Source organism: Mesorhizobium sp. W050 (assembly GCF_054719535.1).
In genome coordinates, this window is record NZ_JBTTIH010000001.1 from 4,118,761 (window position 1) to 4,133,281 (window position 14,521).

Consider the following 14,521-nt stretch of genomic DNA (forward strand, 5'->3'; position numbering starts at 1 on the left):
AAATCACTTGTCCGGGTTCTTCGGGCTCCACAGCACAGTCTCGGCACCCTTCTCATAGGCCATCCCATCGGGATAGCTGATCGCCTCCAGCTGCAATCCCCATGGCGCCTGGAAATAGAGGATGGTCTGGCCGGCCGCCGGACCTTCCTTGACCGGCAGCGGACCCATCCGCGTCTTCACCCCCTTGCTGTCGAGATAGGCTTTCGCCGCGGCGACATCATCGACATACATGGCAATGTGGAAGCCGCCGATATCGCTGTTCTTCGGAGTCAAATCCTTCTGGTCAGGCGCGGTGTACTTGAACAGCTCGATGTTCGATCCATAACCGCAACGCACCATGGTGACCTGCTCGATGACAGCCTTCGGATCGACGCCCAGAAGATCCTGCATGAAGGTGCCCTTGTCATCGGCGAACGGACCGAACGACATCGCCTTCTTGCAGCCGACGACTTCGGTGAAGAAGTCGACTGCCTGCTTCATGTCGGGCACCGTGATGCCGGTGTGGTCGTGGCCGCGCATGCCGGGGATCGCATCGGCCGAAGCCGTTCCCATCGAGCAGAACAGGATCGCGGCAAGCATCGTGCCGCGGGCTGCGTAATTCATATTACCCTCCGTTCGCGGGCTGATTTTGCCCTCATGCACGTCCGAAGCCCGCTGTTCGGCGTGGTGGGTGAACAGTCCTATGCCGGCGCTTTCGTTGCTGGCCGCAACCAGTCCGCGTCGATCTCAGGCAGTGGGATGGCGGCAAGCAGGTCGCGCGTGTAGGTCTCCCTGGGGTTGTCGAACAGCGCATCGGTGGCGCTCGCCTCGACGATCCTGCCCTCGCGCATGACGATCACTTGTTGGCACAGCCGCCGGATGACCGACAGGTCGTGGCTGATGAAGGCGACCGTCAGCCCCATCTCCGCGGCCAGTCTCTCCAAAAGGGTGAGGATCTGCGCCTGCGTCGATACGTCGAGGCCGGAGACGATCTCGTCGGCCAGCACGAATTTCGGCGAAAGCGCCAACGCGCGCGCAATTCCGACGCGCTGGCGCTGCCCGCCCGACAGTTCATGACGATAGCGACTAGCGAAGCTTTGCGGCAGGCCGACGCGATGCAATGCCTCGGCGACGCGTTCCTTGAGCCTGTCGCCAAGCCCATTCTGCTTGAGCGGCGCGGCAATGATGCCGGCGATGGTGCGACGCGGGTTGAGCGACGACATCGGATCCTGGAAGATCATCTGCAGGTGGCGGCGCAGAGGTCGCAGCTCGGCATCCGGCAGATGGGCGATATCGCGGCCCTCGAAATGGATGCTGCCGACGCTCGGCTCCAGAAGTCTGACAAGCGTGCGGCCGAGCGTCGATTTTCCGGACCCGGATTCACCGACGATGCCGGTCACCAAGCCCCTCGGCAAATCGAAATCCAGGCCTCTCAAAATCTCGGCCAGCGGCGCGCGCCCGATCAGCGGCTTGCGGGTCATGTCGGCTAGCGCCACCTTCAGCCCGCGCACGGAAAACAGCGGCTCAACCATGCGGCCCTCTCCACGCCTGGTCGGAGGCGGCGATCTCCGCAGCGAGTCCTGCCAGCACCGTCTCATCCACCGGCTTCAGCGAGGCAAAGGGATCCGTGTAGCGCGGCGTAGCGGCCATCAATGCCCGCGTATAGGGATGCTCAGGCGCGGCGAAGAGAGCGGCTGTGTCAGCCTCTTCCACCACCTTGCCGGCGTAGAGCACAGACACTTGCTGGCTGATCTTTGCAACGACGCCGAGATCGTGGGTGACGAACAGGATCGCGGTGCCATGCTCGCGCTGCAGCTCGGCGATCAGTCGCAGGATCTGCTTTTGCACGGTAACGTCGAGCGCGGTTGTCGGCTCGTCGGCCACGATCAGCCGTGGCTCGGCGGCGAAGGCGGCGGCGATCAGCACGCGCTGGCGCATGCCGCCGGACAGCTCGTGCGGATAGCATTTCAGCACCCGGTCGGGATCGCGGATCTGCACCTCATCCAGCAATTGCCGGATACGCTTGTCCGCCTTGTCACCGTTCCAGCCGAGAATGCGCACCAGCCGGTCAGTCATCTGCGGACCGATGCGGCGCGACGGGTTGAGCGCAGTCAACGGATCTTGCGGGATCAGCGCGGTGCGAGCGCCGATCAGCGTGCGCCTTGCCTTGGGCTGCAGCCTGCCGAGGTCTTCGCCTTCGAGCTGCATGGCGCCTTCGACGATGCGCACGCTTGACGGCAGCACACCGAGCACCGCCTTGCCGATCATCGTCTTGCCGGCGCCGCTCTCGCCAACAAGAGCACGCACCTCACCCGGCTGCACGGAGAGCGACACCGAGCGCAGCACGCGCTGGCCGTTCGGCAGCACGGCGCTCAGATTGGCAATATCCAGGCAAGCGCTCATCGCAGCACCGGATCGAAGCGTGTCTTCAGCGCCTCACCGAACTGGCTGAACGACAGCACGGTGAGGATCAGCGTTACAAGCGGAAACACCAGCACCCACCAGGCCTGATGGATCGACAGCCGGCCCTCGGCGATGATGCCGCCCCAGGTCGGATCGTCGGTCGAGATCGACAGATTGACGAAGGACAGGATGGACTCGACGATGACGGCGATGCCCATCTCCAGCGACAGCAGTGCCACGATCGACGGCACCACATTGGGCAGCACCTCGCGCAGCATGATGCCGATGCGGCCATAGCCGGCGATGCGGGCGTTCTCGACATAGTCCATGCGCGACTGGCCCATCGCTTCGGCGCGGATCACCCGGCAAAAGCGCGTCCAGTCGATTATGACGATGGCGAGGATGACGGAACTGAGGCCGGTGCCGAGCACCGCGACCAGCAGGATGGCGAACAGCACCGGCGGGAATGCCATCCAGACGTCGACGATGCGTGAAATGATGCGGTCGGCCCAGCCGCCGAAATAGCCGGCGACCAGTCCGAGCGTCGAGCCAACAAGGCAGGCGGCGATCGCCGCCGCGAAAGCGACGATGAAGGCGATACGGGCGCCGAAGATCAGCCGGGAGAGGAGATCGCGGCCGAGGCTGTCGGTGCCCAGCCAATAGCCTGATTCCGCACCACTCATCCAGAATGGCGGCAGCCGTTCCAGCATCAGGTCTTGCGCCAGCGGGTCCTGCGGTGCGACCAGCGGCGCGAAGATCGCGGCCAGCAGCGCCAGCAGCAGCCAGCCGCCGGCCAGCCACAGCCTCGGGCCCAGTCCGCGCCAGGCGATGCGTGCCTCATCCATGGCGCAGCCTCGGATTGAGCAGCGCGTACATCATGTCGACGCCAAGATTGATCAGCACGAACAGCAGCGCGAACACCAGCACGATGCCTTGGATCAGCGGCAGGTCGCGGTTGATGACGGCATCGATCGCCATGTTACCGAGCCCTTCGTAGGAAAACAGCCGCTCGACGATGACCGTGCCGCCGATGAGGAAGGTGAACTGGACGCCGACGAGAGTCAGTGTCGGCAAGGCAGCGTTCTTCAGCGCCTCGCGCAGGATAACCTGCGTTTCCGAAAACCCCTTCACCCGCGCCAGCACGACATAGTCGAGGTCCAGCACTTCCTTCAGCGACTGTTTCAGCAACTGCGCGATGATTGCGGCCAGCGGCAGCGCCAGCGCCACAGCCGGCATCAGCATGTGCTTCAGGAGATCCCAGGTCAGGTCGAGGCGCAGCCGAAGCAAGCTCTCGAAGAAATAGAACTGGGTGACGAAGGGCAGATCGAGCTGCGGCGACACGCGGCCGGAAATGTCGAAGATCGGCACCAGCACGCCAAACAAAAGGATCAGCACGAGGCCCCACAGGAAATCGGGAATGGAAAGGGCGGCACCGCTGGCGATATCGATGCCGGCTTCGACCGCCGTGCCACGTTCGCGGGCGCCGAGGATCGCCGTCGTGCCGCCGAGCCCAACCGCCATGATCAGCGCGACGATGGCGAGTTCCAGCGTTGCCGGCAAGCGGTTGAAGACGAGGCTGAGCACATCTTGCCTGAGCGAAATCGAGGTGCCGAAATCGCCCCTGACGACGCCGGACAGCCAGATGAAGAATTGCTGCACGATGGTCTTGTCGAGCCCGTAGAGTGCACGCAGCCGGTCGATGTCGGCATCTGTCGCACCGGGGGGCAGCATCATGGCGATCGGGTCACCAGGCGCGACGCGGATCACGACGAAGACGACGACAGCCACGCCGAACAGCGTGATCAGCATCGTCAGCAGACGGATCAGGAATCGTTGCAGGAGCATTCTGGTGTTGGCCCAGTGCGTTTCTAACGAAGAGCCCCCTCATTCGTCCGCTTCGCGGCCACCTTCTCCCCGAGGGGAGAAGAGGTCACGGACAGCTGAGCTGGTCTCTTCTCCCCAGCGGGGAGAAGGTGGCCCGAAGGGCCGGATGAGGGGGCCGCTCAGCGAAGGGTGGCGCCCACAAGCCGATATCAGGCCGGGGTCATCAGCGCCGGCAGCAGCGCGCCGGACACATGCTGCACCACGTTGACGCCCTTGGCATGCACGATAGGTTGCGCATACTGAATCAGCGGCAGCACATAGGCCTGCTCGGCGATATACTTGTCGACAGCCTTCCAGCCGGCGATGCGCTTGGCCTCGTCCTTCTCGCCCCAGAGCGGATTGATCATGTCGATCAGATCCTGGCTGTCCCACACCGAGTGCGGGCTCGGCCCATACATGGCAAAACCCGTCGACGTCGTCGGGTCGCCGATGGCGTTGCCCCAATTGTAGAAGGCGGCCGGCGCCAGCTTGTCGGCGGCGCGCAGTTCATAGTGCTTGGCGATCTCGTAGACCTCGATCGTCGCCTCGATGCCGACCTTACGCCACATGCCGACGATTGCCTGGATCATCTCATAATCCTTGGGCTTGAAGCCCTTGGTCGTCTGGATGGTGAACTTGACCGGTTTTTCCGGCGAATAGCCGGAAGCCGCGAGCAGCTCCTTGGCCTTTTCCGGATTGTGCTCGACCTTGATCGAGGCGTCGAAGGCCGTGTACTCCGGGGTCTCCAGCGTAGCGATCGGTTGGCCATAGCCGCGCAGCAGCCGCTTGACCAGAAGCTCCTTGTCCACAGCCATGACGGCGGCCTGGCGGACGTTCTTGTCCAGCATCGCTTCGATGTCGTTGAAGAAGATCATGCCGATGTCGGAAACGGGCTTGCACGAGCCGGCAAGCCCGTCCTTGGCGATCAGCCGGTCATACTCTTCATAGGGGACCTCCAGCGTCACCTGCGAGGAACCGGATTCGATTTCGGCAACGCGGCTCGCCGCATCAGTGACGAACTTGATCGTCACATTCTCGAAGGCCGGCTTGTCGCCCCAATAGTGCGGGTTGGCCTTCAGTCGGAGGAAAGCATTTCGCTCGAATTTTTCCACCATGTAAGGGCCGGTGCCGATCGGCGCCTTCTCGAAACCTTCGGCGCCGACCTTCTCATAATAGGCCTTCGGCAGGATGTAGCCGGTCAGGAACGACATCCATTTAAAGTAGACCGGATCGAACTGCACGACGTCGCCGGTGATCTTGTTGCCGTCGATCTTGAAATTGTTGACGTTCTTCCAGACGAACTGGATCGGATTGCCGGTCTTTTCGTCGCCCGCCCGCTGCAGCGACCAGACCACGTCCTCGGGCGTGAAGGGCGAGCCGTCATGCCAGGTCACGCCTTCGCGCACCGTCATCGTCACCTTGGTGCGATCCTCGTTCCAGCCCCATTCGGTGAGCAGGCCAGGCGCAAAGGACAGGTCCGGCTTTTGCGGAATGAACTGGTCGAACACCGACTGGTAGAGGCCCTGGATCGTCGGGTTGACGGCCGAGGGTCCGGTGGTCGGATCCCAGGACGGCAGGTTGACGTTATAGGCGATGGTCAGCTCGCCCGCTGCCGCCTTGGCGATCTCAGGCAGGCCGATCGCCGCCACCCCAAGTGCCGCGGCACTGTATCCCAGCAATTCTCGTCTGTTGATTGTCATGGTCGTTCCCCTTGTTGGTTTTGTTGTCTTTGCGCGGCACTATCAGTTTATCGATCCGGGCTTCGTGGGCAGCAGCGCCTTGCCTCTCGTCGCCTTCATGAAATCTTGCGAGCTACCTCCCGCCAAGCTGTTGCGCGAGCATGAAGCCGGAGGCCGCGCCGGTGCCGGCGCCGGGCCATGTCGCGGCGCCTATGAGATGCAGATTGCCGACCGGCGTGTTCCAGCCGGCATAACCGCGCGCCGGGCGGAACAGGAAATTCTGTGCCAGATGATGGCTGCCGCAGACCTGGTCGCCACCGACGAGATTGGGGTTCTCACGCCCGAGGTCGATTGGCGAGAACACTGCACGGCCGAGGATTTTCGGGCGCAGTCCGGGTGCGTATATCTCGATGATGTCGAGCACGCGCTCGGCGTAGGCATCCTTGACCTGATCCCAATGCGCGGGCGCGATCCTGCCTGCCGCATCGCCCAGGATTTCGGCAGGCAGCATGCGCACCTGCACCCACAGCACATGCTTGCCCTGAGGCGCGCGCGACGGATCGATCGCGGTCGGCTGGCCGACGACCAGCACCGGTTCGTCCGGCAGCATGCCCGCCATCGCCTGCTGATAGGTGCGCGACATCGCGTCGAGCGACGGCGACAGATGCACATAGGCGAACTGCCGAAGCTCCGCGCCGGCGCGCCAATCGGGCAGGTCGTCGAGCGCCAGATGGATCATCATCGTGCCCGGCGCGTGCCTGAATTTCTGCATCGCCGTGTCGAAGCCGGCGTCGCCGGAACCGTTGGGCAGCAACTTGCCGGTCAGCGCCCTGGGCGCGACGCCGGCAATCACTGCCTTGGTGGCCGTATGTGTCTCACCTGAAGCGAGTCGCACGCCCGATGCCTTGCCGCCGGCAACGGTGATCTCGGCAACTTCCGCCCCGGTGACGATCGTGCCGCCCGCCGAGGTGACCATACCTGCCAGCGCCCGGATGATCGTGTCGGCGCCGCCCTTGCCTAGCACCATGCCAAAGCTCTGGTTGGCGATCGATTCCAGATAGGGGAACACGGCGCCGCCGGCGATGTCGGGTGCGAAATCGAGATGCATGCCCCAGGTGGCAAGCGTTGCCCGCACATAAGGCGACTCGAAGGTCTCCTCCAGCCAGGCGCGAGGTGACGACAGCAAAAGCCGGCCGGTATCGAGCGCGCCTGACATGCCCTTCTTGCGCCACAGGTTCCAGGCGGTGCCGGCAAGCGCGCGGGCACTCATCGGCGATCCCAGCAGCCGGAACAGATGCTCGGCCTCAGCAGGAAAGGCGGCAACGAGCTTGCGCCACGTCGCGGCATCGGCGGCGGAGAACGCGGCCAGCCGCGTGGCAGTCCTTTCCAAGTCATTGCTGACGCCGAACCAGCGTCCGTCCGGAAAGGCGCTGGCGAAACAGTCGGCGACCGGCGCGAACTCAAGACCCTGCGCTTTCAATTCATTTGCATATTTCCGGTGGAAGGCGGAGCCGGCAAACAGGCTCAGATTCATTGCACCGAAATCGTGCCGGAACCCTGGGAGGGTGTATTCGTGGGTCTGGACGGCACCGCCGATTGCTGCGCTGCGCTCGAAAATCCCGGTTTTCCAGCCTTTCAGCGCCAGATGCGCGGCGCATGCCAGACTGTTGTGGCCCGCCCCGACGAATATGGCGTCAAACTCGCTCACGCCCCGTTCCCATTTCCTTTATGCTTAAAGATAATTGCAGATGCATATGTTTTCGTCTAGTAGGATATTAAGGGCCGAGACGAGCCTTGATCTTCACCAGAAAGAGGGAACTTCAGACCATGGACACGCAAAAACTCCTCGGCGAAGTCGCCGGCCAGCTGCTTTCAGGCGCCATCAGGGTGGTCGACCTCTCTGCGCAACTCGGACCCGACACGCCTCTTATCAAGCTGCCGCCGGAGCTTGCCGTCGACACGCCAAAGGTCGAGATCCATAACATCTCCCGTTATGACAAGAACGGCCCGTGGTGGGCATGGAACTGGCTGAAGCTTGGGGAGCATTCGGGCACGCATTTCGATGCGCCGCAGCATTGGATCAGCGGCAAGGACTATCCGGACGGCGCCACCGACACCATTCCGGCGCAGAATTTCATTGGTCCGGTCAATGTCATCGACTGCTCGAAGGAAGCCGCCGCTGACCACGACTTCCTGCTCACCGTCGACCACATCAAGGCGTGGGAAGCCAAGCATGGCGCCATCAACGCCGGGGAGTGGGTGGTGATGCGCACCGACTGGTATAAGCGCAATGGCTCGGAAGCCGAATTCCTCAACGCCAACGAGACCGGCCCACATACGCCAGGTCCGACAGCCGAAGCCATCCAGTTCCTGATCAGCAAGGATATCAAGGGCTGGGGCTCGGAGACGATCGGCACCGATGCCGGCAAGGCAGGCGGGATGGAGCCGCCATTTCCAGCCCACACGCTGATGCACAAGGCGAACCGCTATGGCCTCGCCAGCCTCTGCAACCTCGACCAGTTGCCTCCAAAGGGCGCCATCCTGATCGCCGCACCGCTCAAGATCGAGCATGGCACCGGCAGCCCTATCCGCGCGCTGGCGCTTGTATCCAACGGCTAGGTGAAAGCACGCCAAGGTGAGCCAGCCGGATCACATCATCGTTGGCAGCGGCATCAACGCGCTGGTCTGCGCGGCGATGCTCGGCGGCAAAGGGGCGCGTGTGCTCGTCCTCGAGCGCAATGACCGCATCGGCGGCTGCATGCGTACCGAGGAGATCACCGCTCCCGGCTTTATCCATGACGTGATGGCAACCACCTTCGTGCTGTTCATCACCTCGCCGGCTTTTGCGGCGTTGGGCGGCGATCTCGCCAGGCACGGGCTGGAATTCTGCCACACCGGCACGCCAACTGGCGTGCTGCGGCCGGACGGCAGTCATGCAGTGCTCACCACCAACCGCGCCGCCAATGTCGCGGCAATCAATGCGATTGCCGCCGACGATGGCGACCGGCATGCGGACGATGTCAGCGGCATCGAGCGCAATGCCGGCCTGTTGTTCGGCCTGCTCGGCGGCAGCCTGTGGTCCTATCCGACGGCGAAACTGCTGGCCGGCGATGCCTGGCGGCGCAGCCCACGCGGCCTTGCCGCCTTTCTCGGCGAAGCACTGGTGCCGGCGCGCAGCTGGCTGGAAAGCACCTATCGGTCCGAGACAATCCGCGCGCTGTGGGCGCCCTGGGTGCTGCACGCCGGGCTCGGACCGGAAGACGCCTTCTCAGGGCAGATCGCCAAGGTCATTGCCTTCGCGCTGGAAGCGGCCGGGGCGCCGATCGTCAAGGGTGGAGCGAAGACCCTGCTCACCGCCTTCGAAGCTCTGATAAGGGAACGTGGTGGCGACATCCGTACCGTCGCCGATGTCGCCTCGATCGTCCAGAGCGGTGGCCGCGCGACCGGCGTACGGCTCGCCTCGGGCGAAACGATTACAGCAAACAAGAGCGTCATCTGTTCGGTCACGCCGACGCAGCTTTACCACCGGTTGCTCGGCAGCGAGGCTCCCAAGGCCGATGTCGAAGCGACACAGAAATATCGCTACGGCAAAGGCAATTTCCAGATTCACTATGCGCTGAACAAGCCGCCGGCATGGCGCGGTGCTGGCCTGGACCAGGTGGCATTGTTGCACCTGACGCCGGGGCTCGATGGCGTCTCGAAAGCCTGCAACGAGGCGGCGCGCGGCATGCTGCCCGAAGTGCCGACCATCTGCGTCGGCCAGCCGCATGCGCTCGATCCGTCGCGCTGCCCGGAGGGCAAGGCGATCCTGTGGCTGCAACTGCCCGAGGCGCCCAGGCACATCAAGGGCGACGCCGCAGGCACGCTGCATGCACCGGCTGACGGACAATGGACCGAGGCGCTGCGTGAAGCCTACGCCGACCGCGTCGAAACCATTCTCGCCAGCCACATCGATGGCTTCAAGGGCAGCGTGATTGCGCGCCGCGCCTATTCACCGGCCGATCTCGAAGCGATGAACATCAATCTGGTCGGCGGCGACCCGTATGGCGGGTCGTCCACCATCGACCAGTCGTTCCTGTGGCGGCCGTTCAAGACCAGCCGCAACCATCAGACCGGCATCAAAAACCTCTATCACATCGGCGCCTCCACCCATCCGGGTGCAGGGCTCGGCGGCGGCTCCGGCTTTCTTCTGGCGGGCAGGCTGTGATGGAGCAGAAGGTTCCGGAAAAGCGCCAGCGCATTTCGACGCTTGGCCAGATCGGCCTGCAGCAATTCGCGCCCTATCTGATGAACCGCATCATGGGGCGCTACAACGCCACCTTGCGCGACGATTTCCGCAAGCAGGGCCTGACCATTCCGCAGGTCCGCACGCTCGCCGTGCTGTCGGTCACCGACGGTGTCACCGTCAACGACCTCTCGGTCTACACCGTCATCGAGCAGTCGACCTTGAGCCGCACGCTCGACACGCTGGAAGGGCAAGGCTTCGTGCGGCGCGAGCAAGGCGTCACAGACAGCCGCATCCGCCATGTCTTCCTGACCGATGACGGCCGCGCCGAGTTCGCGCGCGCCTGGCCGGCAATGCATGACGCGTTCGAGGCGATGTTCGACGATGTCGACGACGCCGAATACGCGGCGCTGATCGCCACATTGCAGAAGATGCTGAAGAACATTCGCAAGCACGACATCTAGACGTTAGGCGCCGGCCGCACCGCCGGCAACGGAAGGTTGGAAAAATGGCCGAACGCTCTTTTGCCAAGGAAGTCGAAAAACTCAGGCTCGGCGCCGGCGAGGAATTTGCGGGCGAAGGCATTCTCGCCATCACCAAGGCGCTGCTGCAATGCGGCGTCGGCTATGTCGGCGGATACCAGGGCGCGCCGATCAGCCATCTGATGGACGTGCTGGCCGACGCACAGGAGATTCTGGGCGAACTCGGGGTGCATTTCGAGGCGAGCGCCTCGGAAGCCACCGCCACCGCCATGCTGGCGGCCTCGGTGCATTACCCCATTCGCGGTGCGGCGACCTTCAAGTCGACCGTCGGCACCAATGTCGCGTCCGACGCACTGGCCAACCTCGCCTCCGGCGGCGTCACCGGCGGCGCGCTGATCATCGTCGGCGAAGACTATGGCGAAGGCTCCTCGATCATGCAGGAGCGCAGCCATGCCTTCGCCATGAAGAGCCAGGTCTGGCTACTCGACCCGCGCCCCAATTTGCCGTCGATCGTCAAGGCGGTGGAGGATGGTTTCGAGCTGTCCGAGGCATCCAACACGCCGGTGATGCTGCAGGTGCGCATCCGCTGCTGCCATGTGCATGGCCATTTCATCGCCAAGGACAACAAGCGCCCGCCGATGACGGTGGCCGATGCGCTCGACGCGCCGCGCCGCGACACCGGCCGCATCGTGTTGCCGCCCGCCTCCTTCCTGCACGAGAAGGAGAAGGTGCAGAAGCGCTGGCCGGCGGCGGTGGAGTTCATCGCCAAGAACAAGATCAACGAATTCTTCGGTTCGGACCATGGCTCGGTCGGCATCGTCATGCAGGGCGGCATGTACAATTCGGTCATCCGCGCCTTGCAGCGGCTCGGCCTTGCCGACACCTATGGCGAGACGGATGTGCCGCTCTACGTTCTCAACGCCGTCTATCCCCTGATCGATGACGAGTTCCTCACCTTCTGCGAAGGCAAGCAGACGGTGCTCGTGGTCGAGGAGGGCCAGCCCAACTACATCGAGCAGGCCTTTGCCGCCATGCTGCACAAGGCCGGGCGCGGCACCAGGCTGGTCGGCAAGGAGTATCTGCCGATGGCCGGCGAATATACCGGCCAGGTCATGCTGGACGGCATCGGCGCCTTCCTGCGCGCCGAGGCCCCGCATCTCTTGCCGGGTGAGGTGCGCGCGCCCAACAAGGTCGGCGACGGCGTTGACGCCGCGGACCTGATCAACGTCGTGCCGGGACGTCCGCCAGGCTTCTGCATCGGTTGCCCGGAGCGGCCGATTTTTGCCGCGACAAAGCTGGTCGAGCAGGAACTCGGGAACCACCACATCGCATCCGACATCGGCTGCCATTTGTTCTCGATCATGCCGCCTTTCGAGCTCGGCGCCACCACCATGGGCTACGGGCTGGGGCCGGCATCGGCATCGGCGTTCAATTCGCCCGACGCCAAACGGCGGTCGATCTCTTTCGTCGGCGATGGCGGCTTCTGGCACAATGGCCTGACCTCCTCGATCGGCAACGCGGTCTTCAACAAGAACGACGGCGTCATCGTCATCGTCGACAATTTTTACTCCGCCGCCACCGGTGGGCAGGACATCCTGTCGTCGCGTGCGGGCAACAAGACCAAGTCGACCAAGCATCCGATCACCGAGGCGGTGAAGGGCATGGGCGTCAAATGGCTGCGCCATGTCGACCGCACCTATGACATCACCAAGATGCAGGACACGTTACGTGAGGCGCTGACGACGGACGAAAAGGGTCCCAAGGTCATCGTTGCCTCGTCTGAATGCATGCTCAATCGCCAGCGCCGCGAAAAGCCGCTGGTCGACAAGGCGATCAAGGGTGGGACTCGCGTCGTCAAGCCGAAGTTCGGCGTCGATGAGGATATCTGCACCGGCGACCATGCCTGTATGCGGCTGTCCGGCTGCCCGTCGCTGTCGGTAAAGTCGCTCGACGATCCGTTGCGCGACGATCCGGTGGCATCGATCGACCAGAGCTGCGTCGGCTGCGGCAATTGCGGTGAAGTGGCGGATGCAGCGGTGCTGTGCCCTTCCTTCTACCGCGCCGATGTCGTGCACAATCCCCGCCGCTGGGATCGTTTTCTGGAAGGCACGCGCCGCGCCGTGATCGGCCTGCTGCAGCGGCGCCGTGAAAGCCGCAGGTTGACGTTCGCCGATGCTTGACCAGGCTTCGCCCTTGCGCCCGAAATCCGATGCCGCCGATACCGAGCCGGTGATCAAACTCGCTTTGCTCGCGGTCGGCGGCCAGGGCGGCGGCGTGCTCGCCGACTGGATCACCGATGTCGCCGAGCGCAATTCCTATGTCGCGCAATCGACCTCGGTCGCCGGCGTCGCCCAGCGCACCGGCGCTACGATCTATTACGTCGAGATGGCCCGCGACACCGGCCGGCTGCCGGTCTTTGCCCTTTCGCCTTCGCAAGGCGATGTCGACATATTGATCGCCGCCGAGCTGATGGAAGCCGGCCGCGCCATCATCAGGGGCTTCGTCACGCCCGATCGCACCACGCTGATCACCTCCTCGCACCGTATCGCCGCGGTGTCGGAAAAGATCGAGCCGGGTGACGGCCGGGCCTCGTCTTCCAAGGTACGCGCGACGGCGGAAGCTGCATCGAAACGCTTCATCGCCTTCGACATGGAAAAGATCGCCGCGGACAATGGCTCAATGATCTCGGCCAGTCTGCTTGGCGCGCTGGCCGGCTCCGACGCATTGCCGTTCACGCGTGAAAGCTATGAGCAAGCGATCGGCGCCGGCGGCCGGGGTGCGAAAGCCAGCCTTGCTGCCTTCGCCGTCGCCTACGACCGCGCGCGCGGTACGACGGCCCCCGCGCCACAGCCGGCAGAACCGGCCACGGTCGACCCCGCTCCGGGTTCAGGGCGTGTGAGCGGTCCGCCGAACCTGCTGCAGGGTTGGCAGGCGCTGGCCGCCCGCATCGACCTGATGCCCGCGGCGGTGCGCGACATGGCGCTCCGGGGCCTGAGAAAGGTCGTCGACTACCAGGACATCTCCTATGGCGGCGAGTATCTCGACCGGCTCGACCAGGCGGTCGCGCTGGATAGCGCTGAACATGCCCATGCATTGTCCATCGCTGCCGCCAAGCATCTGGCCAACGCGCTGTGCTACGACGACATGATCCGCGTCGCCGATCTCAAGACACGTTCGACGCGTGACCGGCGGGTGCGCAAGGAGGTGGGCGTCAAGGACGGCTCCATCCTGCAAGTGACCGAATATTTCCATCCGCGCATCGAGGAGTTCTGCGGCACCTTGCCGGCGGGGTTTGGCAGCTACATCGAGAACCGGCCGAAACTTGCCGGCTTTCTCGACCGGCGCATCAATCGCGGCCGGCGCATCCGCACCGACAGCTTTGCCGGCTTTGCGGTCCTCTGGTTGATTGGCGGCCTGCGCCGCTGGCGGCGGCGCCTGTTGCGCCACAAGGTCGAGACGGCGCATCTGGAGCGCTGGTATGCGCTGGCGCTCAGCCACGCGCCTCAGGACTACGCGCTCGCCGTCGAAATCTTGAACTGCCGCCGGCTGATCAAGGGCTACAGCGACACCCACCTCCGCGCCCAGTCCAAATTCGATCGCGTGCTGTCGGCGCTCGATCTGGTCAGGAGCCGCGATGACGCTGCCGACTGGATCAGGCGGTTGCGCGAAGCTGCGCTGAAAGACGAGAAAGGCGACATGCTCGATGGCGCGCTGAAGACGGTGGCATCGTTGTCTGATCATGGTGTGGGAAGAGGTCGAGCTTAGGCTGGTACCTCTACGCTACTGCCGCCGTTTCCCTACTCCCACTGGATTCGCGGATTGAACACGCCGCTTCAAGCGATCGCAGCTCGGCTTCCACCCGGATTGCGGGAAGCGTTGCCGGCGGATCT

At 63.9% G+C, this 14,521-nt stretch carries 12 protein-coding genes and 1 pseudogene; 5 read left to right on the forward strand and 8 right to left on the reverse strand.

The annotated features are described in order from the left end of the window. Positions 1 to 3: 3 nt before the first annotated feature. The 8 genes and pseudogenes from ACYG9Y_RS20050 to ACYG9Y_RS20085 form a co-directional block, all read right to left on the reverse strand. A complete protein-coding gene (locus tag ACYG9Y_RS20050; RefSeq protein ID WP_023738334.1) occupies positions 4 to 603 on the reverse strand; it encodes a VOC family protein in 600 nt (199 codons plus the stop codon). 77 nt (positions 604 to 680) lie between these two features. Further along, entirely contained in the window at positions 681 to 1,511 is an 831-nt protein-coding gene (locus ACYG9Y_RS20055; protein WP_023738333.1) for an ATP-binding cassette domain-containing protein, read from the reverse strand. Next, positions 1,504 to 2,382, reverse strand: coding sequence for an ABC transporter ATP-binding protein (locus tag ACYG9Y_RS20060; protein ID WP_023686914.1), 879 nt, complete (start codon positions 2,380 to 2,382; stop codon positions 1,504 to 1,506). Before ACYG9Y_RS20060 ends, ACYG9Y_RS20055 begins: the two co-directional genes overlap by 8 nt. Next, complete coding sequence (locus ACYG9Y_RS20065; protein ID WP_023738332.1) at positions 2,379 to 3,227, reverse strand: ABC transporter permease; 849 nt, start codon at positions 3,225 to 3,227, stop codon at positions 2,379 to 2,381. Before ACYG9Y_RS20065 ends, ACYG9Y_RS20060 begins: the two co-directional genes overlap by 4 nt. Beyond that, positions 3,220 to 4,227, reverse strand: a complete 1,008-nt coding sequence (locus ACYG9Y_RS20070) for an ABC transporter permease (protein ID WP_023699867.1) — start codon at positions 4,225 to 4,227, stop codon at positions 3,220 to 3,222. Before ACYG9Y_RS20070 ends, ACYG9Y_RS20065 begins: the two co-directional genes overlap by 8 nt. 42 nt (positions 4,228 to 4,269) lie before the next feature. Further along, positions 4,270 to 4,382, reverse strand: a pseudogene (locus ACYG9Y_RS20075) (endonuclease domain-containing protein); the annotation flags it as partial. Positions 4,383 to 4,415: 33 nt separating this feature from the next. Then, positions 4,416 to 5,945: an ABC transporter substrate-binding protein gene (locus ACYG9Y_RS20080; RefSeq protein WP_023686913.1), complete on the reverse strand. Its 1,530-nt coding sequence runs from the start codon at positions 5,943 to 5,945 to the stop codon at positions 4,416 to 4,418. A 112-nt stretch (positions 5,946 to 6,057) separates the two neighbouring features. Continuing rightward, complete coding sequence (locus ACYG9Y_RS20085; protein WP_023699869.1) at positions 6,058 to 7,632, reverse strand: phytoene desaturase family protein; 1,575 nt, start codon at positions 7,630 to 7,632, stop codon at positions 6,058 to 6,060. 119 nt (positions 7,633 to 7,751) lie between these two features. Here ACYG9Y_RS20085 and ACYG9Y_RS20090 point away from each other — a divergent pair, with 119 nt between their 5' ends. From ACYG9Y_RS20090 to ACYG9Y_RS20110, 5 genes are read left to right on the forward strand one after another with little or no spacing between them, the layout of a single operon-like run. Next, the gene (locus tag ACYG9Y_RS20090; RefSeq protein ID WP_023708108.1) at positions 7,752 to 8,543 is read left to right on the forward strand and encodes a cyclase family protein; all 792 of its coding nucleotides are present in this window, start codon (positions 7,752 to 7,754) and stop codon (positions 8,541 to 8,543) included. 16 nt (positions 8,544 to 8,559) lie between these two features. Continuing rightward, entirely contained in the window at positions 8,560 to 10,131 is a 1,572-nt protein-coding gene (locus ACYG9Y_RS20095) for a phytoene desaturase family protein (protein ID WP_023738331.1), read from the forward strand. Then, the gene (locus tag ACYG9Y_RS20100; protein ID WP_023686909.1) at positions 10,131 to 10,613 is read left to right on the forward strand and encodes a MarR family winged helix-turn-helix transcriptional regulator; all 483 of its coding nucleotides are present in this window, start codon (positions 10,131 to 10,133) and stop codon (positions 10,611 to 10,613) included. Before ACYG9Y_RS20095 ends, ACYG9Y_RS20100 begins: the two co-directional genes overlap by 1 nt. A 44-nt stretch (positions 10,614 to 10,657) precedes the next feature. Further along, the gene (locus ACYG9Y_RS20105) at positions 10,658 to 12,811 is read left to right on the forward strand and encodes a thiamine pyrophosphate-dependent enzyme (protein WP_023699872.1); all 2,154 of its coding nucleotides are present in this window, start codon (positions 10,658 to 10,660) and stop codon (positions 12,809 to 12,811) included. Continuing rightward, positions 12,804 to 14,396 (forward strand): indolepyruvate oxidoreductase subunit beta family protein, encoded by a 1,593-nt coding sequence (locus tag ACYG9Y_RS20110; RefSeq protein ID WP_023699873.1) that lies wholly within the window; start codon positions 12,804 to 12,806, stop codon positions 14,394 to 14,396. The genes ACYG9Y_RS20105 and ACYG9Y_RS20110 overlap by 8 nt, the downstream gene beginning before the upstream one ends. The last annotated feature ends 125 nt before the right edge of the window (positions 14,397 to 14,521 follow it).